Origin of the sequence: Streptomyces griseus subsp. griseus, assembly GCF_003610995.1 — a bacterium.
Lineage (GTDB): Bacteria > Actinomycetota > Actinomycetes > Streptomycetales > Streptomycetaceae > Streptomyces.
Window position 1 is genome coordinate 2,378,693 of record NZ_CP032543.1, and the last position, 24,240, is coordinate 2,402,932.

The window sequence follows — 24,240 nt, forward strand, 5'->3', positions numbered from 1 at the left end:
GGGGCGGCGGCCGGGCCGGAGCGAGCCCCGGGGCCCGTCCCAGGTGGACCACCCCTTCGCGCGCGTGTCGTTCCCGGTGCACTCCCGCCCTCTTGACCGAAAGTTACTTTCCCTATATCCGTATCATCTTGGAAGTTTCTTTCAGTCAGGGAAGGAGCTCACGTGCCCCATCGCACCTCACGACGCACCCTCCTCACCGCCACCGCCGCCGCCACGGCCGCCGCGGCCACCGGCGTCCTCTCCGCCGCCGGCACCGCGGCCGCGCACCCCACGAACCCCTCCACCGACCGTCGGCTGCGGCGGATCATCGCCGGGATGAGCCTGGAGGAGAAGGTCGGCCAGCTCTTCGTGATGCGGGTGTACGGGCACTCCGCCACCGACCCCGACCAGGCCGACATCGACGCGAACCTCCAGGAGATCGGGGTCCGTACCGCCGCCGAGCTGGTCTCGGCGTACCACGTCGGCGGGATCATCTACTTCTCCTGGGCCCACAACACCCGCGACCCGCACCAGATCGCCAGCCTCTCCAACGGCATCCAGCAGGCCGCCCTCACCACCCGCTCCCGTGTGCCGCTGCTCATCTCCACCGACCAGGAACACGGCATCGTCTGCCGCGTCGGCGCGCCCGCCACGCTGCTGCCGGGTGCGATGGCGCTCGGCGCGGGCGGCTCGCGCTCCGACACCCGGCGGGCGGCCTGGATCGCGGGCGCCGAGCTGGCCGCGCTCGGCATCAACCAGAACTACGCGCCGGACGCCGACGTCAATGTGAACCCGGCCAATCCGGTCATCGGCGTACGCTCCTTCGGCTCCGACCCCGAGTCGGTGGCCGAGCTGGTCGCGGCGCAGGTGAAGGGGTATCAGAGCGCCGGGGTCGCGGCCACCGCCAAGCACTTCCCTGGCCACGGCGACACCAGCACCGACAGCCACACCGGGCTGCCGGTCATCGAGCACACCCGGCGGGAGTGGGAGGAGCTGGACGCGCCGCCGTTCCGGGCCGCGATCCGGGCCCGCATCGATTCGGTCATGACCGCGCACATCGTGGTCCCGGCCCTCGACCCGTCCGGGGACCCGGCCACCCTCTCCCGGCCGATCCTCACCGGCATCCTCCGCGAGGAGCTGGGCTACGACGGGGTGGTGGTCACCGACTCGCTGGGCATGGAGGGGGTGCGGACGAAGTACGGTGACGACCGCGTCCCGGTCCTCGCGCTGCTCGCGGGCGTGGACCAGCTGCTCAACCCGCCGGATCTGTCCGTCGCCTGGAACGCGGTGCTGGAGGCGGTCCGGGGCGGCGAGATCAGCGAGGCGCGGATCGAGGAGTCCGTGCTGCGCATCCTGCGGCTCAAGACCCGACTGGGTCTGTTCCGCGACCCGTTCGTCAGCGGCCGGGGGGTCGACCGCACGGTCGGCATCCGCAAGCACCTCCTGGACGCCGACCGGATCACCGAGCGCACGACGACCCTGCTCGCCGACCCCGGCGCTCTCCTCCCGCTCTCCCGCCGCAGCCGGCGCCGACTGCTCGTGGTGGGTGCCGACCCGGCCTCCCCGTCCGGTACGACGGGCCCGCCGACCACCACTCTGGCGGGCGCCTTCACCGAACTGGGCTTCGGCACCACGGCGTTGTCCACCGGCACGGCCCCGAACCGGGCGAGGATCGCCGAGGCCGTCGCCGCCGCACAGGGCAGGGACGCGGTGGTCGTGGCCACGTACAACATCACGGCGGGCAGCGCCCAACTGGCCCTCGTCGACGCCCTCGTGGCGACCGGCGTCCCGGTGGTGGCGGTCGCGATCCGCAACCCGTACGACGCCGCCCACCTCACCGGCCGGGGCGTCGCCGCGGTCCTGGCGTCCTACTCCTGGACGGATGTCGAACTCCGCGCCGCCGCACGGGTGATCGCGGGCCGCGCCAGGCCGGAGGGCCGGCTGCCGGTGCCGGTCCAGCGGGCGGACGACCCGGCGCGGGTGCTGTACCCGGTGGGCCACGGGCTGTCGTACTGAGCGCGGAACGCGCCCGCGGCACAGCACGGTGCCCGCCGGCTCTCCTCCGTACGAAGGGGAGCCGGCGGGCACAAGCGTCTCCAGGCCGCTACGGGCGCAGGATGCCCTCCCCGCGCTCCACCTCGCCGTTCAGCTGGTCCAGCCGGGTGTCGAACTTCGCCAGCGGCTTCGCCTTGCCCGGGTCCGCCTGAACGGCCGCCGGGGCGACGCCCGCCCAGCGCTGGACCGCGGCGGTGGCCTTCGCCCTCTGGTCGTCGGTCAGGCCGGAGATGCGGGCGCCGTGGTTGCCGCCCGGCACGGTGTAGATGTAGCTGTCCTTGGCGCCGCGCCCCAGGTGGAAGGGTTCCGCGCGCCAGGGGTCGTTCTCCCCGTAGACGTACAGCATCTGGTGGGCGTTGTTCCGGACCCAGCTGTCCACGTCCCGCATCGCGCCCCGGTCGAACTTCATCGGGATGGAGCGGGGCACGAAGTTGCGCGGGGCCTGGTAGCCGTAACGGCTCAGATCGCCGAGCCAGGGCTGCTTGATGTCCGGCGATCCGAGCTGGGTGCCCGCCTGGTAGTAGTACGGGGTGTACGTCTCCAGGTCCTGGTCGGAGTAGAAGGAGAAGCCGGAGACCGCGTCGACGGCGTCCCAGATCACCTCGTCGGTGGCGTTCTTGGCGTCGGCCGGGATCTCCGCGCAGTCCGCGAGCATGCTGTACTGCCAGAACGCCCAGATGTAGTCCATGACGGCGGCCTCGTAGGCCCGGTCGAGGGAGCCCAGGGTGTTGAAGGTGAGGCCGTTGGCGGCGGCGTACTCCTCGAACTTCTTCTGGAGCGGGGCCCGGCGGATCAGCGCCTCGCGCTGCACCGTCTGGAGCTTGTCACGGCACTCCTTGGTTCCGACGTTCCGCAAGAACCGGTCGTACGCGGAGTCCTCGTGGTCGACGACGTCGTTGGGCGCGACGTACGCGACGACCCCGTCCATGTCCTTCGGGTAGAACCGCTCGAAGTACGTGGCGGTCATGCCGCCCTTGGAGCCGCCGGTGGCCAGCCACTTCTTCGGGTAGATCTTCTTGAGTGCCGTGAACACCCGGTGCTGGTCACTGGCCGCCTGCCAGATGTCCAGCTTGGTCCAGTCGGCGGGCGCCGGGCGGGACGGGGTGAAGTACCGGTACTCCAGGGAGACCTGGTTCCCGTCGACGATCTGCGTCGGCTCGCTGCGGCTGGGGTTGGTGGAGACGTGGTAGCCGCTGGTGGCGAAGACCGTGGGACGGGCGGTGTCCTTGTGCAGTACGGTGATCCGCTGCTGGAACGTGCCCTTGGACGGGCGCCGGTGGTCGACCGGCTGGGTGTAGTTGAGGACGAAGTAGCGGTATCCGGCGTAGGGCTTCTCCTCGATCAGGCTCATCCCCGGGATCGCCAGGATGCGGTCCTTGATGTCCTCGGTGCCCGCCTCGCCGCCCCGTACGGCGGCGGCACCCCCCTGCTTCGCGTCCGGCTCCGCGGCGGTGGCCGCACCGGCCGAGGCTCCCGCCGCTCCCACCGTGCCGATCAGCACCGCGAGCGAGAGAACCCCTGTGAGCGCCTTGCGCATGCACCCTCCCCTTGATTCACAACAGTCGCCGTGAACTTAGCGAGGGCGATGCGCCGAGCGCCAGACCCCGTTGCGCGTGTCCCTGTTCCTCACGCGTTTCCCTTACGGGGTCCTACGGTGCGCTCAGCACAGGATCCAGCCGGTGGAGGCCGACTTCCCGGCGACCGTCCCGGTGGCCCGGACGCAGCGGTTGAGGGCGTTCACCGTCACCGGACCGGCCATCTGCGTGAACGAGCCGCTGTCCCGGACCACATGTCCGCCGCGCGGCTGGAGCGTGACGCTCATCGCCCGCCGTTTGCCCGGCTTCTTGGCGACGGCGACGGCACACGCGTGGGCGCGGCTCTTGTAGACGCGCAGCTCCCCCGTCGCGAACGCGACGGTCTTCGCCGGGCGGCCGGAGCAGCCGGGCGCGGCCTGGGCCGCGGTGGCCGGGGCGCCGATGAGGAGCACGAGACCGGCCAGCAACGGTACGACGAGGAGACGCGCCGCCGCCCCCTCGCGCCGGGACCGCCGCCGTGCTGTCCAGGTCCCCGCCGCCGCGTCGAACACTTTTGCCCCCACCTGACATCCGTACCCACCTGAGCGTCCCTGGCTACGACGCGGCAGACCGCCGCAAGGTTGCGCGGGCGGGCTCGAAGGGCCGGTTCAGACGCCCGCCGGCTCGTCCTCCCCTATGCCCTCGCCGATGTCCTCCCCGATGAAGGTGCGCCACAGCCGGGCGTACCGGCCGTCCCTGGCCAGCAGCTCCTCGTGCGTGCCGTCCTCGGCGACGCGGCCCTGGTCCATCACCACGACCCGGTCGGCGCGGGCGGCGGTGGTCAGCCGGTGGGCGACCACCAGCGTGGTGCGGCGGCCGGTGAGCCGGTCGGTGGCCTGGTTGACCAGGGCCTCGCTGGCGAGGTCCAGGGCGGCGGTGGCCTCGTCGAGGAGCAGAATGTCCGGGTCGACGAGCTCGGCGCGGGCGAGCGCGATGAGCTGACGCTGCCCGGCGGAGAGGTTGCGGCCGCGCTCGGCGACCTCGTGGAGGTAGCCGTCCTCCAGGGTGGCGATCATGTCGTGCGCGCCGACCGCGCGGGCGGCGGCCTCCACCCGGGCGTCGGTGGCGTCGGGCAGCCCGTAGGCGATGGCGTCGCGGACCGTACCGGGGAAGAGGTACGCCTCCTGGGGGACGACGCCGAGGCGGTGGCGGTAGGCGGTCATGTCGAGGCGGCGCAGATCGGTGCCGTCGGCGGTGACGCGCCCGCTGGTGGGGTCGTAGAACCGGGCGACCAGCTTGACCAGGGTGGACTTGCCCGCGCCGGTCTCGCCGACGAAGGCGACGGTCTGGCCGGCCGGGATGCGCAGGTCGACGCCGGTGAGGGCCTCCTCCTCGTCCCCGTACGCGAAGGAGACGTCCTCGAAGGCGATCTCGCCGCGCAGGGAGAGCACGTCCAGCGGCTCGTCCGGGTCGGCGGTGGAGGTGGGCTCGCGCAGCAACTCCTGGATGCGGCCGAGGGAGACGGTGGCCTGCTGGTAGCCGTCGAAGACCTGGGAGAGCTGCTGGACGGGGGCGAAGAACAACTCGATGTAGAGGAGGTAGGCGACCAGGGCGCCGACGGTCAGCGTGCCGTTGTCGACCCGGCCCGCGCCGACGATGATCACGGCGGCCGCGGCGGCCGAGGCCAGCAGCTGGACGAACGGGAAGTAGACCGAGATCAGCCACTGGCCGCGTACCCGGGCCTGGCGGTAGCTGTCGCTCCGCTCGGCGTAGCGGGCGGCGCCGTCGTGCTCGCGGCCGAAGGCCTGGACGATACGGAGACCGGAGACGGACTCCTGGAGGTCGGCGTTGACCCCGCTGATGCGCTCACGGGCCAGTTCGTACGCCTTGACGCTGCTGCGGCGGAAGAAGAAGGTGCCGACGATCAGTACGGGCAGTGTCGCGAACACGACCAGGGCGAGCTGGATGTCCAGGACCAGCAGGGCGACCATGATGCCGAAGAAGGTGACGACGGAGACGAACGCGGTGACCAGGCCGGTCTGGAGGAACGAGGAGAGCGCGTCCACGTCCGTGGTCATCCGGGTCATGATCCGGCCGGTCAGCTCGCGCTCGTAGTAGTCGAGGCCGAGCCGCTGGAGCTGGGCGAAGATCTTCAGCCGGAGCGAGTAGAGGGCCCGTTCACCGGTGCGGCCGGTCATCCGGATCTCGCCGGTCTGGGCCACCCACTGGACGAGCACGACGGCCAGGGCGATCCCGGAGGCCGCCCACACCGCGCTCATCGCCACCTGGTTGACGCCCTCGTCGATCCCGTACCGGATCAGGACCGGCAGCAGCAGGCCCATCCCGGCGTCGACGGCGACGAGCCCCAGGCTGATGAGCAGGGCTCCGCCGAAGCCGCGCAGCAGCCGGCGCAGCCCGTAGGAGTCCTCGGGCCGCACGGCCCGCGCCTCGTCGACCTGCGGGGTGTCCGTGGCGGGCGGCAGGGCCTCGACCTGGGCGAGCAGCTCGGGGCTCGCGGGCATCCCGGCGACGGAGGCGTCCCGCTCCTCCTCCTTGCGGATCCACAGCTCGGGCGTGATGCCGCGCTCGGCGTCGAACTCGGCGTCCAGCTCCCGCTGGAGGGCCCGGTCGCCGTCGGGGTCGGCCTCGCCGCGCGCCGGGCGGTGGCCCGGGGACGTGCCGCCGAGCTCGTCGGGGTCGGTGAGCAGACGGCGGTAGAGCGGGGAGGTGCGCTCCAGCTCGGCGTGGGTGCCGAGCGCGGCGAGCTTCCCGCCGTCCAGCACGGCGATGCGGTCGGCGAGCTGGAGGGTGGAGCGGCGGTGGGCGATGAGGAGCGTCGTGCGGCCCTCCATCACCTGCTTGAGGGCCTCGTGGATCTCGTGCTCCACACGGGCGTCGACGGCCGAGGTGGCGTCGTCCAGGAGGAGGAGCCGGGGGTCGGTGAGGATGGCGCGGGCGAGGGCGACGCGCTGGCGCTGGCCGCCGGAGAGGGTGAGGCCGTGCTCGCCGACGGTGGTGTCGTACCCCTGGGGCAGCTCGGTGATGAACCCGTGCGCCTGGGCGGCGCGGGCGGCCTGTTCGATCTGGTCCTGGGTGGCGTCGGGGAAGCCGTAGGCGATGTTGGCGCGGACGGTGTCGGAGAAGAGGAAGCTGTCCTCGGGACGAGCCCGATGGCGGAGCGCAGGGACGCCTGGGTCAGCTCGCGGACGTCGTGGCCGCCGATGAGGACGGCGCCGTGGGAGACGTCGTAGAAGCGGGGCAGCAGGAGCGAGACGGTGGACTTGCCGCTGCCGGAGGCGCCGACGATCGCGAGGGTCTCCCCGGGTTCGACGGTGAGCGAGAACCCGTCGAGGACCGGCCGCTCCTCGTCGTAGCCGAACCGTACGTCGTCGAACTCGATCCCGGCCGGGGCGTCGGCCGGCAGCACCTTCGTACCGTCCGTCATGGAGGGCTCGGTGTCGATCAGCTCCAGGACGCGCTCCACACCGGCACGGGCCTGCTGGCCGACGGTGAGGACCATGGCGAGCATCCGGACCGGGCCGACGAGCTGGGCGAGGTAGGTGGAGAAGGCGACGAACGTGCCGAGCGTGATCTCGCCCCGGGTGGCCAGCCAGCCGCCGAGGGCGAGCATGGCGACCTGGCCGAGGGCGGGCACGGCCTGGAGGGCGGGGGTGTAGCGGGAGTTCAGCCGGATGGTGCGCAGCCGCCCGGCGAAGAGCCTGCGGCTGACCTCGCGGAGCTTCCCGGTCTCCTGGTCCTCCTGCCCGAACCCCTTGACGACCCGGACCCCGGAGACGGCCCCGTCCACGACCCCGGCGACGGCGGCGGCCTGGCCCTGGGCGTACCAGGTGGAGGGGAAGAGGCGCTTGCGGGAGCGGCGGGCGATGGCCCAGAGGGCGGGAGCGACGGCGAGGGCGACGAGGGTGAGCGGCAGGGAGAGCCACGCCATGATCACCAGGGACATGAGGAAGAGCAGGACGTTCCCGATGGTCATCGGGAGCATGAACAGCAGCCCTTGGATGAGCTGGAGGTCGCTGGTGGCGCGGCCGACGACCTGCCCGGTGGAGAGCTCGTCCTGCCGTTTGCCGTCCAGCCCGGTGATCGTGGTGTACATGTCCGTACGCAGGTCGTGCTGGACGTCCAGGGCGAGCCGGCCGCCGTAGTAGCGGCGGATGTAGGTGGCGATGTAGACGAGGACGGCGGCGCCGAGGAGGAGGCCGGTCCAGACGGCGAGCGAGCGGGTGTGGTCGGTGACGACGTCGTCGATGATCACCTTGGTGATCAGCGGGACGAGCGCCATGACGGCCATCCCGGCGAGCGAGGAGCCGAGCGCGAGCACGACGTTGCGCCGGTACCGCCACGCGTACCCGGTCAGCCGTCGGCCCCACCCCTGCTGCTCCGCACCCGTCACGCGATTGCCTCCCGGCCTGTCCGCTGATCCGCCTGTTGCACCTGGTCTTCCGGAAGGCACCAACACGGCGGGAGGCGGATTTCATCCCTCCGCAACAAACGGGGCGCCCCCGGAACCCACGACAACCGCCGAGGGGAGTCGCGACCCGGATTCCCTACTGGCTCGCACCGGATCGCCGAATCGTTCTGCTCACCGTCTTCCGCAAGACCCGGCGGCGGGAGACGGCCGAGGTCGCCCGTGCCAAGCGCGCCGAGGTGGTCTGCCAGACCGAGCACGCACCGGCTCACGATGCGTACACCCGCACAGCCGACGAGGATAAGGAGAAGCGGTAATGGTCAGCCACGCACGCTGGAAGCCCGCCCGCGACGAAGAGGTCGCCCAGGGGATCGCCGAGGATCCCGAGGTGGAGCGGCGGCGCGAGGAGGTCTCCTTCGCGTTCGACCTCGGACAGGCCGTGCACGACCGGCGGGTCGCCCTCGGCCTCTCGCAGACCGAGCCGGCCCGGCGCGCCGGTATGACACAGCCGCAGCTCTCGAAGCTGGAGCTCGGCGGTACGGTTCCCACCCCGCCGCTGCCGGCACGGCTCGCCCGTGCCATGGACGCGGTGTTCCGGATGGAACTGTTCGGGAGCAGCATCCGCGCGACGTTCACCGACCTCGACGGAACCGCACCGGAGGACGCCGCCACGGAGCCCGCGTCCGCCCCCGGGGCGGACGCGGGCGCGGAGAGGACGGCGGCCACGGGGTGAGGCAGCCGCGCCCGCGGCCGGGGGGTCCGTCCCCGGCCCCCACGGACCCGCGGCCTGCCGATGCGCGGGCCCACGGGTGCGCGGCCTACAGATGCGTCGGCTCGAACATCCGCAGCAGGGCCGGGAGCACGACGACCGACGGCCCCGGGGCCGCCAGCGCCTTGCCCAGGTCCGCGGCGAGCGACTCCGGTGTCGTACGGAGGGCCGGTACGCCGAAGGACTCGGCCAGGGCGACGAAGTCCGGGCGGGACAGCTCGGTGCCGGTCGTCTCGCCGAAGGCGCCCGTCATGTACTCGCGCAGGATGCCGTAGCCCCCGTCGTCGACGATCAGCCACGTCAGCGGCAGGTCGTACTGGCGCGCGGTGGCCAGCTCCGCGATGGAGTACATCGCGCCGCCGTCCCCGGATACCGCGAGCACCGGCGTCGTCGGGTCGGCGGAGGCGGCGCCGATGGCCGCCGGGAAGCCGTAGCCGAGGCCGCCCGCGCCCTGGGCGGAGTGCATGGTGTTGGGGCGCCGCGCGTCGAACGCGGACCAGGCCCAGTAGGCCAGGATCGTCATGTCCCAGAAGCTGGGCGACCCGTCGGGCAGCGCCTCGCGTACGGCGTCGAGGACCTGCCGCTCCAGGGTCAGCTCCTGGGCGTCGATCCGGGCCCGTACCTTCTCCAGCACCGTGCCGACGCGCTCCGCCGCCCCCGCGTCCTGGCGCCGCTCCACGGCCTCCAGCAGGTCGGACAGCGCCTCGCGGGCGTCGGAGTGGATGCCGAGCGCGGGGTGGTTGGACTCCAGCTTCCCGGCGTCCGCCTCGATCTGGATGACCCGGCCGCGCGGGCGGAAGGTGTGGTAGTTCGAGGAGAGCTCGCCGAGCCCCGAGCCGACGACGAGCAGGACGTCCGCGTCCTCCAGGAAGTCGGTGGTGTGCCGGTCCTCCAGCCAGGAGCGCAGCGAGAGCGGGTGCTCCCAGGGGAAGGCGCCCTTGCCGCCGAAGGTGGTGACGACCGGCGCCTCGATCTTCTCGGCCAGCGCCCGCAGCTTGCCGGACGCGTCGGAGCGGACGACTCCGCCGCCCGCGATGATCACGGGCCGCTCGGCGTTCGACAGCAGATGGGCGGCGGCGATGGTCAGCTCGGGGCGCGGGTAGAGCTCGCGCGGGGTGGCGTCCATGGCGCTGACGACGGGAAGGGTCGTCTCCGCGAGCAGTACGTCCTGCGGGATCTCCACCCAGACCGGCCCGTGCGGGGCGGTCAGCGCGGACTCCCAGGCGGCGGCGATCGCGGACGGAATCTGCGAGGCCGCGCGCACGGTGTGCACGGACTTCACGATGTCCCGGACGGATGCCTGCTGGTCGCGCAGCTCGTGCAGATACCCGTGGCGCCCGCCGCCGAGGCCCGCCGTGGGGATCTGGCTGGAGATCGCGAGGACGGGCGCGGAGGCGGCGGCCGCCTCCTGGAGCGCGGCGAGCGAGGTGAGCGCCCCGGGCCCGGTGGAGAGGAGCAGCGGCGCCACCTCCCCCGTGATCCGGCCGTACGCGTCGGCGGCGAACCCGGCGTTGTTCTCGACGCGGAGTCCGACGTACCGCAGCGAGGAGCGGCGCAGCGCGTCGAACATGCCGAGCGCGTGCTGGCCGGGCAGGCCGAAGACGGTGGTCGCGCCGAGCCCCTGGAGGGACTCGACGACGAGGTCACCGCCGTTGCGTCCGGCCGGCGGGTTCAGTACGGCGGCGGCCTGCGCGGCGGTGAGCTGCGGCCGGTCGTCGTGGTCGTGGCTCACTTGGCGTCCTCGGTCTGCTTCTCCGCCGCGATCTGGCGGGACATGATCGTCGTCAGCTCGTACGCGGTGTGCGAGGCGGCCACGGAGGTGATCTCGGCGTGGTCGTACGCGGGCGCCACCTCGACCAGGTCGGCGGAGACCAGGCGGCAGGAGGAGAGGCCGCGCAGGATCTCCAGCAGCTCGCGGGAGGTGAGGCCGCCGGCCTCGGGGGTGCCGGTGCCGGGGGCGTGCGCCGGGTCCAGGACGTCGATGTCGATGGAGATGTAGAGCGGCCGGTCCCCGATGCGCCGGCGGAGCTGGTCGGCGATCTCGTCGACGCCGCGCCGCATGACGTCGGCGGAGGTGACGATGCCGAAGCCCATCTTCTCGTCGTCGGTCAGGTCCTGCTTGCCGTAGAGCGGGCCGCGGGTGCCGACGTGGGAGAGGGCGGAGGTGTCGAGGATGCCCTCCTCGACGGCCCGGCGGAAGGGGGTGCCGTGGGTGTACTCGGCGCCGAAGTAGGTGTCCCAGGTGTCCAGGTGCGCGTCGAAGTGGAGCAGGGCGACGGGCCCGTGCTTCTTGGCGACGGAGCGCAGGAGGGGCAGGGCGATGGTGTGGTCGCCGCCGAGGGTCATCAGGCGGGCGCCGGTGTTCAGCAGGTCGTCGGCGGCGGCCTCGACGGTCTCGACGGCCTCGTTGATGTTGAACGGGTTGGCCGCGATGTCCCCGGCGTCCGCGACCTGCGCGAGGGCGAACGGGGAGGCGTCCTGGGCCGGGTTGTAGGGGCGCAGCAGCCGGGAGGCCTCACGGATGGCGTTGCCGCCGAAGCGGGCGCCGGGCCGGTAGGAGACCCCGCTGTCGAAGGGCACGCCGACGACGGCGACGTCGGCCCGCCCGACCTCGTCGAGCCGGGGCAGCCGGGCGAACGTCGCGGGCCCGGCGTACCGCGGGACGCGGGAGGAGTCGACGGGGCCGCGCGGCGATTCGGTGCTGCTCATGGAGGGTGTGCCTTTCCTTCGGTTTCGTACGTGTCAAGTGTGCGGGGTCCGGTGGGCGAACCCGGTCCGTCCGGCGGTCGAGGACATCTTCTGCGCCCGCCGGCCCCGGAGCGGGGGTTCCGCCCTCAACCGCCGGACGAGCTGGTGGTGGAGGCGCCGGACGGGCTGGATCCGCGCCCCGCCAACCGCTCGCGCCAGGCGGCCAGCACAGCCGCGTCCGTAGGCGGCGTGGCCAGCGACACGACCACGTACACGGCCAGCGACGACAGCAGCCCGTAGTAGATCGGCTGGTTGGCGAGGATCCCGTGGTACGCCATCAGCCCGACCACCGTGAGACCCCCCACGCACACCGCCGACAGCGCCCCCGCCGCCGTACCGCGACGCCACAGCAACCCGCCCAGGATCGGCACGAGCAGCCCGCCGACCAGCAGGTTGTACGCGACGGTCAACGCCTCCACCACATCGTTCAGGGCGATGGCGATGAGGATGACCGCGATCCCCATGATGAGGATGAACGCCCGGTTCCCCTTGACCTCGTCATGCGGCTCATCACCGCCCCCGCTCCGCACCACGGCCCCCCGCAGCCGCGACCAGATGTCGTTGTTGGCGACGGTCGCGCAGGCGATCAGCGCACCGGACGACGTCGACATCACGGCGGCCAGGGCCGCGGCCAGCACCAGCCCCCGCACCCCCATCGGCAGCTCGTCCTTGACGATGGTCGCGAAGGCGGCGTCCGAGCTCGCCAGGTCCGGGTACATCACCTTGGCCGCGGTGCCGATGACCGCTCCGGCGATGGCGTACACGAGGCAGTACGTCCCCGCCACCGTCCCGCCCCACCGCGCCGTGCGGTCGCTGCGCGCGGTGAACACGCGCTGCCAGATGTCCTGCCCGATGAGCATGCCGAACGTGTAGATGAGCACGTACGTGAAGATCGTCTCGCCGCCGATGCCGAGCGGGTCGAAGTATTCGGTGGGCAGTTGCGCCTTCATCTCGCTGAAGCCGCCCGCCTTGACCACCGCGATGGGCAGCAGGAGCAGCAGCACCCCGATGGTCTTGACGACGAACTGGACCATGTCCGTCAGCGTGATCGACCACATGCCGCCGAGCGTCGAGTACGCGACGACGATGGTGCCGCCGAGGACGATGGCCACCGTGCGGTTCACGTCGAAGAGGACGTCGAAGATGGTGGCGTAGGCGATGGTCGAGGTGACCGCGAGCATGAGGGTGTACGCCCACATGACGACGCCGGAGATGATCCCGGCCCGTCCGCCGTAGCGCAGGTCGAGCATCTCGGAGACGGTGTAGACCTTCAGCCGGGCGATGCGGGCGGAGAAGAAGACGGAGAGCGCGAGGAGCCCGAGGCCGATGGTGAGGACCATCCAGGCCCCGGAGAGGCCGTACTTGTAGCCGAGCCCGACGCCGCCGATGGTGGACGCGCCGCCGAGGACGATGGCGGCCATGGTGCCGGAGTACATCCCCGGCCCGAGACGGCGGCCCGCGACCAGGAATTCACTCTTGGACTTGGCGCGGCGCATGCCCCACCAGCCCATGGCGAGCATGCCGGCCAGGTAGACGACGATCACGGCGTAGTCGACAGCCATGGGCTTCCCTCCGTCTCGCGCAACAGGTGCAGTGCGGGTGGTGCAGGTGCGAGGAAGACGGTAGGTGGCCGAAAGGCGGCATTGAAGTGTACGTTTCCTCCACTCTCACCACCGAGAACGGACGAACCATCCATGCCGACGCCTCCCGCGCACTCCCCCGGCCCTCCCGCCCCGCCGATCCCCCTCGCCGAACTCCTGGCTAGCAAGGACCTGGGCCTGCGCCGGATCGCGGGCCCGGCCGATGCCGAGCTGCTCTGGGTGCACACCTCGGAGATGGCCGACCCCTACCCGTACCTCCTCGGCGGTGAGCTGCTGCTGAGTGCCGGGGTGCTGCTGACGGACCCGGACCACTACGTCGGCCGGCTGGTGGAGGCGGGGGCGGCGGCGCTGGGCTTCGGGGTGCGGCCGGTGCACGAGACGGTGCCGGAAGCGCTGATCGTGGCGTGCGACCGGCACGGGCTGCCGTTGCTGGAGGTGCCGCCTCAGACCCCGTTCATGACGATCGCGCGGGCGGTGTGGCGGCTGATGGCGGAGGCCCGCCACCGGGAGCTGCGCCGGGTGACCCGCGCCCAGCAGGCCCTGGCGACGGCGGCGGCCCGCCCCGACCCCGTACCGGCGGTCCTCCACCAGCTCGCCACGCAGCTGAGCGGCCGAGCGGTGCTGCTGACGGCACGGGGCGAGGAGGTCCACGCGGCGGGCCGCCGCCCGCCCCCGGAGACGGCGGCAGCACTGGCACGCCTGGCCCGCGTGGTGGCCCGCGAACGCCCCGGCTCCCCCGCGTCGGCCACGGACACCCACGGCGACACACACCTGTCGGCGTACGCACTGGGCGGCGGCGAGGGCCTCGCCCTGGCTCTGGCGACCTCACACCGGGCGGCGGGCGACCACACGGTGGCGGGCATCGCGGTGGTCCTGCTCTCCCTGCTCACCGCCCCGCACCAGGGCGCGGACGCGGCGGACCGCTCGGCGGCGCTGGTACGACTGCTGCTCGGCGCGACGCCTGCCGAGGTGACCCCCCTGCTGGACGGAGGCGGCACGGCCGGCACTCCAGGGACCGGCGCCCCCTGGACGGTGATCCACGCCCGCCGCACGGACGGCACGAAGGCGGACGCCCTGACGGCGGCGGCGCTGGGAGCGTCGCTGGGCTCGGCGCTGGTGGACGCGGGCCGGGAGGACGACGACACGGTACGGGTGCTGCTCCCGGCAACCACCCGGGAGACGCCCCGGCAACCGGGCGGCGGCAAGGGGCCCCAGAACCCCCGGGACCCGGCCGCCGGCGGCAAGGCCCCCCGCGAGGAGCCCCCGGCATCCCCGCGGCCCCCCGCCGTGCCCCCACAACCGGGCTGGACCCTGGGCATCTCCACCCCCACCCCACCGTCGGCCCTCACCACCGCCGACCTCGGAGCGGCCCGCGCCCTGTCCCACGCGGAGGCGACCCGCACCCCCCTGAAGATGGACACCCCCGTCACCGGCCTGGCCGCCCTGATCCCACCCGACCAGGCCGCCGCCCACGCCCGCACCCTCCTGGCCCCCCTCACCCCACCCCTGGCCGACACCCTGCGCTGCTGGCTCTCCCTGCACGGCAGCTGGGACCGCACGGCGGTGGCCCTGGCCGTCCACCGCAACACGGTCCGCCAGCGCATCGGGCGGTGCGCGGAGTTGCTGGACATGGACCTGAACGACATGGATGTGCGGGCGGAGTTGTGGTTCGCACTGCGGCGGGAGTAGCGGCGCGGCGGGCCGCACCGAAAGGGGCCCTGAGGTGTACGGCTCGCTCGGCCATGCCTTATGTTGCAGTGGCAAAGGGGGATCGCATGGCAAGGGATTACGACAGCCAGCTGCTGGAGTCCGTGGGGGTACGCCGGCGCCGGATGCGGGACGCCCTGCTGTTCGGCGTGGAGCGCGCGCGGCGGACGGCGGACGAGCGGCTCGGCAAGGTATTCGCGGGGATCGCGATCACGGCCGTGCTCTGTGCGGGGTGCGTGGGGTGGTCCTTCCTCCAGCACACCCTGGACAAGCAGAAGGCCGAGCAGCAGAAACAGCAGCAGCGACAGGCTCAGCAGTACGGCCAGACGCCGCATTAGGGCGTGCCCGGAAGATCCTTCGGCGAGCACCGCACCGCATTCCCTATCAGGGATAGGAAAGAGCGCACAGTGCCTTATTGGTCAATTGGCCCGAAAGCTCGGAAAATCGCGATGATAGGTTTCCGTAAGTGGTGAGCACAGCAATGACGTCCCGCTCGGAACTGAGCCGCGTGACCCTGGTCGGTGAGCGGCGCCGGGCCGACATCGTGCTGCCGTCGGACACTCCCATCGGCCAACTACTGCCGGACATCCTGCAGTTGCTGGACGACCGGGCCGCCTCGCGGCCGCTGACCAGGCAGTTGATCACCTCCGACGGCTCAGCCCTGCCGCAGGAGAGCACCCTGGCCTCGGCGGGCATCAGCGACGGCGCCGTGCTCCGGCTGGTCAGGATCCACGCCGCTCCGCCCGCCCCGGTGGTGCACGACGTCACGGACCAGGTGGCGGACACCCTCGATCTGCAGGCCTGGCGCTGGCGGCCGGCCGCGCGCAGGGTCGCCGCGGGGGCGTCGACCGTGACGTTCTCGGTGGTCGCCGCGCTGCTGGCCCGGCGCGAGTTCCCGCTGGACACCTTGGCCGGTGCGCTGGCGGCCGTCACCGCCGTCCTTGTCGTGGGGGGCGCGCTCTGCGCCCGGATCGGCACGGGCAACCGCGGGCTGGCGACCGCGCTGCTGTTCGTCTCCGGTGGCCTCGGCATTCTCACGGCCTGGACCGCCGCCGACGCCTTTGGCTGGTCGGGCCCGGCCCGACTGGCGGCGGTGGCGGCCTCGGTGGCCCTGGCGCTGTTGTTGCTGGGGCTCTTCTCCCCGCTGGGCCGCGGCGGCCTCATCGGGGCCGGGGCCACGGGCGTTGTCACCGCCGTGTGGGAGGCCGTCGCCGCGGTGGAGTCGGATCCTGCCCGGCTGGGCGCGGTGATGGCCGTCCTCTCCGTGGCGCTGCTCGGCCTGCTGCCCCGGCTCGCGCTGATGGCGTCCGGGCTCACCGCGCTCGACGACCGGCGGTCGGGCGGGGTGTCGGTCAGCCGCCACGACGTCTCCAACGCACTGGCCGCCACGCACCGCGGTCTCGCCCTCGCGACCGTGGTCACCGCGGTCTCGGCGACCGCGGCGGGCTGGCTGCTCACCCTGTCCGCGCGGCCGACCGTGTGGACGGTGCTGCTGCCCTCGGTGGTCGCGGTGGTCCTCCTGTCGAGGGCCCGCGCGTTCCCTCTGGTGGCCGAGGTGGTGGCCCTGTTCGCCGCTGCGGCGGTCCTCGTCGTCCGGCTTGTGATGCTGTGGATGGAGCAGGCCGCCGGGGGCGCGGGGCCGGTGGTCGTCCTCGGGGTGGCGGCGCTGCTGCCCCTGCTGGCCCTTTCCGTGGAGCCGCCCGAGCATGTACGGGTGCGGCTGCGGCGCACCGCCGATCTGGTCGAGTCCATCGGCATGGTGGGGCTGTTCCCGCTCGCGGTCGGGGTGTTCGGCGTGTACGGCCAGTTGCTCGACAAGTTCTGAGACGGGTGCGCGCGTGCTCCGGTTCGGGGCAGCGCGGCGGAGGAGAAAGGCAGACATGCCGAACGGGGACAACTGGCAGGGCGATGTACTGCGCGACCTGAGGGGCGCGTCCGGGCCGCCCGCGGCGGGCCCCGGCGGCCCATCGGCGCCCGTACCACCCGCTCCACCCACGGCGGAGGCCTCCGGAGCGGAACGCATACCCGCGCCGGCCTCCACGCCCCAGCAGGCACCCGTGCTCCGGCGGAAACCCGCACCGCCTCGCCCCCGCCGCCCCTCGGCTCCCGATTCGCGAGCCGTGGTGGACAGCATGCTGAGCGGTACGGCACGCCGCCCGCAGCGGGGTGAGCCGGTCGCCGTACGGGCCACCCGGGCGGTGCGCCGGATCGTTTCCTCCTCGGCGGCGCGCGAGGTCGCCGAGCTGACCCGGACCGCCGGGACGCTCCAGCAGCCGGTCACGACCGGGCGGCAGATCGCCGTCACCTCCATCCGGGGCGGCGCGGGCAAGACCACGGTGGCGGCCCTGCTCGGCACGGCGTACGCGCACTACCGGCAGGACCCGGTCCTCCTGGTCGAGGCCGACCCGGCGCTCGGTTCACTGCCGCTGCGGCTGGGCGCCGAGACGCTGCGCTGGACCACGGCCGATCTGGCGGACATCGTGGAGCCTCAGATGTCGCTGCTCGACGTCACCGGCTACCTGGTCCAGCTCCCCGAGAACGCCTGGCTCCTGCCGGGAAGCCAGGGACAGATCGGGGCGATGCTGGACACGTCGGCGTACGAACGGGTCATGGTGGCGCTGCGCCGCTACTTCGGGGTGACGGTCGTCGACTGCGAGACGCTGCCCGCCGAGGTCGCCCGGGTCGCGCTCTCCGCCTCCCAGGCCCGGGTGCTGGCCGCGCCGGCGACCCTCGACGGCGTCACGAGCACGTACGCCGTACTGCAATGGATGCAGGGGCTCCCCCGCCACATGATCGACGGAACGGTCGTCGTGCTCTCCAGCACGGTCGCACGCCCGGGGATCGACGTCGAGGCGGCCGCCGAGAAGCTCCGGTCCACCGGCGCGGGCGTCCATGTCCTGCCGTACGACCGGCACTTGGCCGCCGGTGGCGTCCTGCGGACCGAACTGCTCGCCCGGCCGACGCGGCTGGCCGCCACCCGGCTCGCCGCCGAGGTCTTCCAGCTCTCCCAGAAACGCCGGTGACCCCGATGCCGTCGAGGAACCACGTCGTGAACCGCGCTACGAACCACGTGCCGACCGCGAACGCCGGACGAGGCCGATGAGCACCCGCCTGATCCACCGCCCCGCCCGGACCACCCGCCCCCCGGCCGCGTCCACGCCCCGCACCATCGAGGCCCCGCCGAACCTCCCCGAGGGGAAGGCGGGCAACATCGCGATGTCGCTGCTGCCGGTCGCCGGGGTCATGTCGTCCGTCGTGATGATGACGGTCGTCCGCAACAGCCAGTTCGCCGCGCTGGGCGCGCTCATCCTCGTGGTCACCGTCATCGGTTCCGTGGCCCTGCTCTTCTCGCAGCGGGGCAAGGCCCAGCGCACCCGGCGTACGCAGCGCGAGGCCTATCTCTCCTATGTGGAGGATCTGCGCGAGGAGTTGTCGGCGGAGGAGCGGGAGCGACGCGAGCGGGCGGACGTGCTGAACCCGCCGCCGTACGCCCTGTACGACATCGTGCGCGACCCCGCGCGCCTCTGGGAGCGGCGGCGGGTCGACGACGACTTCCTGCGGGTGCGGGTCGGCACGGGCGAGATGCCCGTACGTGATCTGCAGATAGCCGAACCGGGGTCGTCGGTGCTCACGCCGCCCGACCTGTTCATGCTCAACGAAGCATCGGCGCTGGTGAAGCGGTTCCGCAACGGCACCGAACTGCCGCTCACCGTCCCGCTGGACCGGATCGGCAACGTCAGCGTGATCGGGCCCCGCGAGGACTGCCTGCGGGTGGCCCGCGCGCTGATCGTCCAGACCGCCGCGCTGCACGCCCCCGATGATGTGGCCATCGCCCTGGCGGCGCCCGGCGACCGGATGGGCGACTGGGAGTGGGCGAAGTGGCTGCCGCATCTGCTCGACACCGAGCAGTCCGACGGCCCGGTCGCCGCCCGCCGGATCGCCCCGTCGGCCCCTCAGCTTGCCCGGCAGCTCGGCCCGGAGCTGCGCCGTCGGGCCTCCTACGCGGCCGAGGTCCGCCGCGGCCTGGCGGGGCGGGACGCGCTCTCCCTGAACTCCCGGCTGGTCGTCGTCACCGACGGGCACGGGGACGACGCCGTCGACCTGCCGCGCCCGGACGACGCCGTCGGCCTGAGCGAGATGGGCGTCACCGTGCTGCACCTGCTGGAGCAGCGGGTGCAGGAGCCGGGGCAGGTGAGCGTACGGATCACCGTCGACGGCACCGACGTGGCCATCGAGGACCTCAGAGCGCCGGAACCGCTGGAGGCGCATGGCACGGTGGACGAGGCAGGGATCCCGTTCGCCGAGGGGCTGGCCAGGATGCTCGCGCCGCTGCGGCTCTCCGCCGAGTCACTGGCCGACGCGCCGCTCTCCGGGCCGGTGGAGTTCGCGGCGATGCTCGGCATCGACGACGTGGCCCGCCTCGATCTGGACCGGCTGTGGGCGCCCCGTGGTGAACGTGCCTTCCTCCGTGTCCCGATCGGCATCAGCGACTCCCACGAGCCGGTGCTCCTGGACCTCAAGGAATCCTCCGAGCTGGGGATGGGCCCGCACGGTCTCTGTGTCGGCGCGACCGGTTCGGGAAAGTCGGAGCTGCTGCGCACCCTGGTCCTCGCCCTGGTGACCACGCATCCGCCGGAGGACCTGGCGCTGGTGCTGGTCGACTACAAGGGCGGGGCGACGTTCGCACCGTTCGCCGACCTGCCGCACGTGGCGGGGGTCATCACCAACCTGGAGAACCAGGCGGGGCTCGTCGAGCGGGTCCACTCCTCCCTCGCAGGTGAGGTCAAGCGCCGACAGCAGGCGTTGAAGGACGCGGGGAACGTCGCCGACATCGGGGACTACGCGGCCCTGCGGGCCGAGAAGCGGCCGGACCTCGACCCGTTGCCGCACCTGTTCGTGGTGATCGACGAGTTCGGTGAACTGCTCACCGCCAAGCCGGACTTCATCGACCTGTTCCTCTCGGTCGGCCGCATCGGCCGGTCCATCGGCGTCCACCTCCTCCTCTCCAGCCAGCGCATCGAGGGCGGCAAGCTCAAGGGGCTGGACACTTACCTCTCGTACCGGCTCGGGCTGCGGACCTTCTCCGCCGACGAGTCACGTACGGTGCTGGACACCACGGACGCCTTCCACCTCCCTCCGCTGCCCGGCTTCGGCTATCTGAAGGTCGACACGAGCCACTACGCCCGCTTCAAGGCCGGTTACGTGTCCGGGGGTTACCGCGGTCCGGTGCGCAGGACCGCGGCCGAGGAGACCGGCCCGCTCGCGCTGCCGTACGAGGCGTTCAACACCCTGGCCGGACCGGACGAGGTGCGGCACACCGCGGAACCGGCCTCGCGCCGCCGCGAGACGGGCCCGACGGAACTCGGCGTCATGGTAGACCAGTTGACCGGCACCGCACCGCCCGTACGAAGCATCTGGCTGCCCCCGCTGCCGACCGCCACCGCCCTGGACACCGTCGCGGGACCGCTGGACATCGGCCCGCGCGGCATGCGGCTCGCGGGGGCCGGATCATCGGGCAGGCCCCTGCGCGTCCCGGTCGGCCTCCTCGACGACCCGGCCAGGCAGTGGCAGGGCCAGTGGTTCCTGGACCTCACGGTGGCGGGCGGCCACGCGGCCGTGATCGGCGGCCCGCAGTCCGGGAAGACGACGCTCCTGCGCTCCCTCGTCCTCTCCCTCGCCCTGACCCACACCCCGCGCGAGGTCGGCGTCTACGGCCTCGACCTCGTCGGCGGCGGTCTCCAGGCGCTCTCGGGGCTCCCGCACGTCGGCGGCATCGCGGGCCGCGCAGACCGGGAGCGGGCGGCCCGCACCGTCGAGGAGGTCCGCACCATGCTCGCGCTTCGCGAAGACCTCTTCCGGGAGCACGGCATCGACTCGGTCGAGCAGCTGCGCACCCTGCACGCGGCCGGCCGGCTGCCCGAGCTGGCGTCGGCCGAGATCCTGCTCGTCATCGACGGATTCGGCGCGCTGCGCGACGACTTCGACGAGCTGGACGACGCGATCGCCGACATCCTCAAGCGCGGTGGCGGTTACGGCGTCCACGTGGTCGCGGGCATGCTGCGCTGGAACGACGTACGGATCGCCACCCAGTCGAACTTCGGCACCCGCGTCGAGCTCCGGCTGAACGACCCCAGCGAGTCCAGCATCGACCGCAAGCTCGCCGAGACCCTGTCGCCCGACGAGCCCGGCCGCGTCCTCACCGACGGCAAGCTCTTCGCCCAGGTGGCCCTCCCGCGTACGGACGGGGTCGCGGACACGGCGGATCTCGGGGCGGTTCTGGAACGCACGGCTCGCTCGGTGCGGGCCACTTGGAGCGGCGAAGTGGCACAGCCCGTCAGGGTGTTGCCGCACATTCTGGAGCCCCACTCGCTGCCGGGCCCGGCAGCAGAGCCCACCCGCGTACCGATCGGGCTCGACCAGTCGGCGCTCGCGCCCGTAACGCTCGACCTGTTCCAGCACGACCAGCACCTGTTGGTGCTGGGGGACAGTGAATGCGGCAAGACGAACCTGCTGCGGACCGTGGCGCACGGCCTCGTCGACCGTTACGGCGAGGACGAGTTGGTGTTCGCGGTGATGGACCCGCGGCGCTCGCTGCGCGGCGTGGTCCCGGAGGAGTTCAACGGGGGATATGCCTACAACCCCAAGCTGTGCATGGGCCTTTCGACGGGCATCGCCACCGAGCTGGAGAAGCGGCTGCCCGACGAGAACGCCCGCCTGGAGGACCTGGAGCCCGGCAACTGGGGCAAGGGGCCGCGGATCGTCGTGCTGGTCGACGACTACGACGTCCTCACGACCGCCGGACAGTCCCCGCTGGCAGCGTTCCTCCCGTACATCCCCTCGGCGGTCGACATCGGCCTCCACTTCGTCCTGACGCGCCGGGTCGCCGGTGCGTCACGGGGTATGTACGAGCCACTGGTGCAGGGGCTGCGGGAGTCGGGCGCCTCGGCGCTGCTGATGACGGGCGACCGCAGCGAGGGGCAGCTGTTCCCGGGCGTCTACGCCTCCCAACAGGCTCCGGGCCGAGGTGTGTTCGTCCGCAGAGGGCAGCCCAATCGCCTGATCCAGACGGTGTACGCGCCGAGATGACGTGCCCCGCCGCCGGGACCACGACCGCCCACCACCGACCCAGAACCACGAAGGACCGGACGACCACCCCATGACCAAGGACGTCATCGCCCTCACCTCCAAGATGCCCGACCCGTGGGCCGTACTGGCGGGCCTGCTCTCCGGCGGCTCGGACAAGCTGGTGGGCGCCCGCGGGGAGGGCGCGGTGATCCAGCTCTGCGACCCCGAGGGCCGGCCGCTCGTCTCCGTGGAGGCGCCGCTGCTGGTCTCTGTCGAGGGCGAGGCCGAGCGGCTGCTCGGGACCACGGCGCCCCCGGTCCCGTACTGGTGGACGGAGGCACGGGCGACCACGGGCGTCGCGGAGGCGGAAGCGCTCGCGGGCACGTTCGCGGCCCGGCTCGCCTCACTGGTGGGCGGCTCCGCCTGGCCTCCGGACGCGGCCGGCTCGCTCGCCGTGGTCAGGACGGACGGCGTGGGCGTCGCGCCGGAGCCCGCCGCCGCGCAGCCCGCGATCGACGTCCTCACCGAGCGGGTCGCGGTCGTCATCCAGGACCGCCCGGTGGTGGCGATGACGGCATGGCTCTCCGACGCGTTCCGGGCGGCGGCCGAGGCGGGCCTCGGGCTCCAGATCGTCAGCCCGGCGGGTGCCACGCTCTCCCCCGCCGTACAGGACACTCTGGGCGGCTGGCCGTCGCGCTGGATCGTGCGGGACGAGCGGGACGGTTACTACGACGGCCTCACCGGCGCCGTGCTCCGCTGGCAGGACGGCATGTTCGCCCCGGTCGCCTCGCCCGACGCGACGGAGGACGACCCGCGCACTCCGGTGGCGGCCACCTTCCAGGAGGTCCACGACACCGGCGAACGCCAACTCGCCCTGACCTTCCGCATGGTGCACCCGGCGGACGACCGGCTGGTGCTGGGCGGCGGGCTGGAGACGGTGTGGCGGGAGCTGACGGGCGCACCGCCGGCCGGCTGGGGCACGTCGGAGCCGGCGACCCTTCCGTGGTCGCCCCGTCGGCTGACCGATATGGCGCACGAGCGGGCACCGGAGCCGACCTGGTTCGTCGTCGTCGGCAACCGGGACCGGCCGGGCATCGCCACCGTGCGGATCACGCGTACGGAGGCGGGGGTGGAGGAACACGTCACGCTCGCGTTCGGCTACGGCTCCGGCTCCGGCGAGGAACTGCCCCTGGACGCCCTGCCCGCCGCCGCCGAGGCGCTCGCCACCCGCCACCACCTCCAGTCGATGCTCGTACAGCTTCGCAAAGCGCGACGCGATGTGGCCGTTCCGCCGCGCTTCGAGGGACCCGGGGTTCCGCTGGCCTTCGTGCTCGGCGCGGAGGAGGTCCGCACGCTGCCGGGAGACCGGGCCCGCCGCACACCGCTGGCCGAACAGCCGGTGACGCTGGGCCCGAGGACCCGGCCGGCGCTGTACTACCCGCTGCCGGGCGACCCTTCGGACCTGTCGGGCTGGCAGGAGTACGAACGGCTGATGCGCCACCTCAAGGGTGCGTAGGACGAGGTGTTCGATGTCATGGGTTGGCCATAACTCCACTCTGGCCGATTGCAGATTGCAGTCGTGACGCAAGGATTGATAGACATGAATCCGAACACTCATGCGTTCGTTCGAGGTGTTGGGGGAAGACGATGAAGTTCGACATGGGGACCTCGGTCCTTTCCACGCTGATCTCGCATTCACAGGGCGCGAGCACGGACCTGGGGACGCTGATCCGGCAGCTCATCGCGGCGGCTGAGCCGCTGGAGGGCAAGTTCAACGGAGCGGGGAAGGTCGCGTTCGACGACTTCAAGAACCGCTCCGACGAGATCACCGCGGCGCTCAACGCCTCGCTGTCCGGGATCCTGGGCGGCCAGGCCGGGATGGACGCGGCGTTCGGCTCGGGCGACCAGGAGCAGGGCGAGAACGCCAAGACGCAGATGGCTTCGGCCAATTTCGACGCGGCGCGTTTCGGCGGCCGTTGAGCCTGCCGGACCACAGAATTTCGGATTTCACCACGGGGAGTGATGGTTGATGGGCAGCACGGACCGGCGTTCGTACGACACGGGCGCCTCGACGGAGGTCCAGGGCAACATCCAGCTGGTGATCGCCCAGCTGGAGCAGGTGATCACGGCACGTGACACGCAGGTGAAGGCGGCGATGAATGACTTCGCAGCCGACGGCGTGGCCGATGAGTACCACGGCAAGGAACTGCGGTGGAACGCGACCTCGCAGGAGGTCAAGAACATCATCCAGCTGCTGCGTACGACGCTGGAGAAGAACGACGGCACCGCCTCGCAGACGCTGGCGCGCGCGAAGGCGGCGGTCGACGGCATCGGCTGACGCTGAGCCGGTGTGAGCCGGTGACGGGTGGTCCGGAG

The 24,240-nt window shown here is 72.4% G+C and carries 16 protein-coding genes and 1 pseudogene; 10 read left to right on the forward strand and 7 right to left on the reverse strand.

Annotated elements, in window-relative coordinates; translation table 11 throughout:
- Nucleotides 1–162 precede the first annotated feature (162 nt).
- Entirely contained in the window at nt 163–1,995 is a 1,833-nt protein-coding gene (locus D6270_RS10895; protein WP_109165590.1) for a glycoside hydrolase family 3 protein, read from the forward strand.
- An 88-nt stretch (nt 1,996–2,083) separates the two neighbouring features.
- On the opposite strand, the gene D6270_RS10900 is transcribed toward D6270_RS10895, so the two are convergent.
- The 4 genes and pseudogenes from D6270_RS10900 to D6270_RS33955 form a co-directional block, all read right to left on the reverse strand.
- Entirely contained in the window at nt 2,084–3,571 is a 1,488-nt protein-coding gene (locus D6270_RS10900) for a S28 family serine protease (RefSeq protein WP_109165589.1), read from the reverse strand.
- 123 nt (nt 3,572–3,694) lie between these two features.
- Nucleotides 3,695–4,120 carry a hypothetical protein gene (locus tag D6270_RS10905; RefSeq protein ID WP_376201784.1) on the reverse strand — a complete coding sequence of 142 codons (426 nt, stop codon included), beginning with the start codon at nt 4,118–4,120 and terminating at the stop codon, nt 3,695–3,697.
- 96 nt (nt 4,121–4,216) lie between these two features.
- Nucleotides 4,217–6,436, reverse strand: a complete 2,220-nt coding sequence (locus D6270_RS33950) for an ABC transporter ATP-binding protein (RefSeq protein ID WP_413251963.1) — start codon at nt 6,434–6,436, stop codon at nt 4,217–4,219.
- Between the two features lie 75 nt (nt 6,437–6,511).
- Nucleotides 6,512–7,857, reverse strand: a pseudogene (locus D6270_RS33955) (ABC transporter ATP-binding protein); the annotation flags it as partial.
- Nucleotides 7,858–8,290: 433 nt separating this feature from the next.
- Here D6270_RS33955 and D6270_RS10920 point away from each other — a divergent pair.
- Nucleotides 8,291–8,707 carry a helix-turn-helix domain-containing protein gene (locus tag D6270_RS10920; protein ID WP_109165587.1) on the forward strand — a complete coding sequence of 139 codons (417 nt, stop codon included), beginning with the start codon at nt 8,291–8,293 and terminating at the stop codon, nt 8,705–8,707.
- An 85-nt stretch (nt 8,708–8,792) separates the two neighbouring features.
- Here D6270_RS10920 and D6270_RS10925 read toward each other — a convergent pair whose 3' ends face one another.
- The 3 genes from D6270_RS10925 to D6270_RS10935 form a co-directional block, all read right to left on the reverse strand.
- Nucleotides 8,793–10,475 carry a thiamine pyrophosphate-binding protein gene (locus D6270_RS10925; RefSeq protein WP_109165586.1) on the reverse strand — a complete coding sequence of 561 codons (1,683 nt, stop codon included), beginning with the start codon at nt 10,473–10,475 and terminating at the stop codon, nt 8,793–8,795.
- Nucleotides 10,472–11,452 (reverse strand): agmatinase, encoded by a 981-nt coding sequence (gene speB / locus D6270_RS10930; protein ID WP_109165585.1) that lies wholly within the window; start codon nt 11,450–11,452, stop codon nt 10,472–10,474. The genes D6270_RS10925 and speB overlap by 4 nt, the downstream gene beginning before the upstream one ends.
- Nucleotides 11,453–11,577: 125 nt before the next feature.
- The gene (locus tag D6270_RS10935) at nt 11,578–13,053 is read right to left on the reverse strand and encodes a sodium:solute symporter family protein (RefSeq protein WP_109165584.1); all 1,476 of its coding nucleotides are present in this window, start codon (nt 13,051–13,053) and stop codon (nt 11,578–11,580) included.
- Between the two features lie 132 nt (nt 13,054–13,185).
- Here D6270_RS10935 and D6270_RS10940 point away from each other — a divergent pair, with 132 nt between their 5' ends.
- The 8 genes from D6270_RS10940 (at nt 13,186) to D6270_RS10975 (ending at nt 24,202) form a co-directional block, all read left to right on the forward strand.
- Nucleotides 13,186–14,781 carry a PucR family transcriptional regulator gene (locus D6270_RS10940; protein WP_109165583.1) on the forward strand — a complete coding sequence of 532 codons (1,596 nt, stop codon included), beginning with the start codon at nt 13,186–13,188 and terminating at the stop codon, nt 14,779–14,781.
- 86 nt (nt 14,782–14,867) lie between these two features.
- Complete coding sequence (locus tag D6270_RS10945) at nt 14,868–15,137, forward strand: hypothetical protein (RefSeq protein ID WP_109165582.1); 270 nt, start codon at nt 14,868–14,870, stop codon at nt 15,135–15,137.
- A 143-nt stretch (nt 15,138–15,280) separates the two neighbouring features.
- Complete coding sequence (gene eccD / locus D6270_RS10950; RefSeq protein ID WP_109165581.1) at nt 15,281–16,624, forward strand: type VII secretion integral membrane protein EccD; 1,344 nt, start codon at nt 15,281–15,283, stop codon at nt 16,622–16,624.
- A 55-nt stretch (nt 16,625–16,679) separates the two neighbouring features.
- On the forward strand, nt 16,680–17,822 hold the full coding sequence (locus D6270_RS10955) for a MinD/ParA family ATP-binding protein (protein ID WP_109165580.1): 1,143 nt from the start codon (nt 16,680–16,682) through the stop codon (nt 17,820–17,822).
- Nucleotides 17,823–17,898: 76 nt separating this feature from the next.
- Entirely contained in the window at nt 17,899–21,885 is a 3,987-nt protein-coding gene (eccCa, locus tag D6270_RS10960) for a type VII secretion protein EccCa (protein ID WP_109165579.1), read from the forward strand.
- A gap of 70 nt (nt 21,886–21,955) precedes the next feature.
- Nucleotides 21,956–23,380 (forward strand): DUF6177 family protein, encoded by a 1,425-nt coding sequence (locus D6270_RS10965; protein ID WP_109167497.1) that lies wholly within the window; start codon nt 21,956–21,958, stop codon nt 23,378–23,380.
- A gap of 131 nt (nt 23,381–23,511) precedes the next feature.
- Nucleotides 23,512–23,844, forward strand: coding sequence for a hypothetical protein (locus tag D6270_RS10970; RefSeq protein ID WP_109165578.1), 333 nt, complete (start codon nt 23,512–23,514; stop codon nt 23,842–23,844).
- Nucleotides 23,845–23,893: 49 nt separating this feature from the next.
- Nucleotides 23,894–24,202: a pore-forming ESAT-6 family protein gene (locus D6270_RS10975; protein WP_370671774.1), complete on the forward strand. Its 309-nt coding sequence runs from the start codon at nt 23,894–23,896 to the stop codon at nt 24,200–24,202.
- Nucleotides 24,203–24,240: the final 38 nt, after the last annotated feature.

Coding starts and splice junctions, on each gene's coding strand:
- D6270_RS10900 (WP_109165589.1), bottom strand. CDS start 3,571: ATGCGCAAGGCGCTCACAGGGGTTCTCTCGCTCGCGGTGCTGATCGGC.
- D6270_RS10920 (WP_109165587.1), top strand. CDS start 8,291: ATGGTCAGCCACGCACGCTGGAAGCCCGCCCGCGACGAAGAGGTCGCC.
- speB (WP_109165585.1), bottom strand. CDS start 11,452: ATGAGCAGCACCGAATCGCCGCGCGGCCCCGTCGACTCCTCCCGCGTC.
- D6270_RS10935 (WP_109165584.1), bottom strand. CDS start 13,053: ATGGCTGTCGACTACGCCGTGATCGTCGTCTACCTGGCCGGCATGCTC.
- D6270_RS10940 (WP_109165583.1), top strand. CDS start 13,186: ATGCCGACGCCTCCCGCGCACTCCCCCGGCCCTCCCGCCCCGCCGATC.
- D6270_RS10945 (WP_109165582.1), top strand. CDS start 14,868: ATGGCAAGGGATTACGACAGCCAGCTGCTGGAGTCCGTGGGGGTACGC.
- eccD (WP_109165581.1), top strand. CDS start 15,281: ATGACGTCCCGCTCGGAACTGAGCCGCGTGACCCTGGTCGGTGAGCGG.
- D6270_RS10955 (WP_109165580.1), top strand. CDS start 16,680: ATGCCGAACGGGGACAACTGGCAGGGCGATGTACTGCGCGACCTGAGG.
- eccCa (WP_109165579.1), top strand. CDS start 17,899: ATGAGCACCCGCCTGATCCACCGCCCCGCCCGGACCACCCGCCCCCCG.
- D6270_RS10965 (WP_109167497.1), top strand. CDS start 21,956: ATGACCAAGGACGTCATCGCCCTCACCTCCAAGATGCCCGACCCGTGG.
- D6270_RS10970 (WP_109165578.1), top strand. CDS start 23,512: ATGAAGTTCGACATGGGGACCTCGGTCCTTTCCACGCTGATCTCGCAT.
- D6270_RS10975 (WP_370671774.1), top strand. CDS start 23,894: ATGGGCAGCACGGACCGGCGTTCGTACGACACGGGCGCCTCGACGGAG.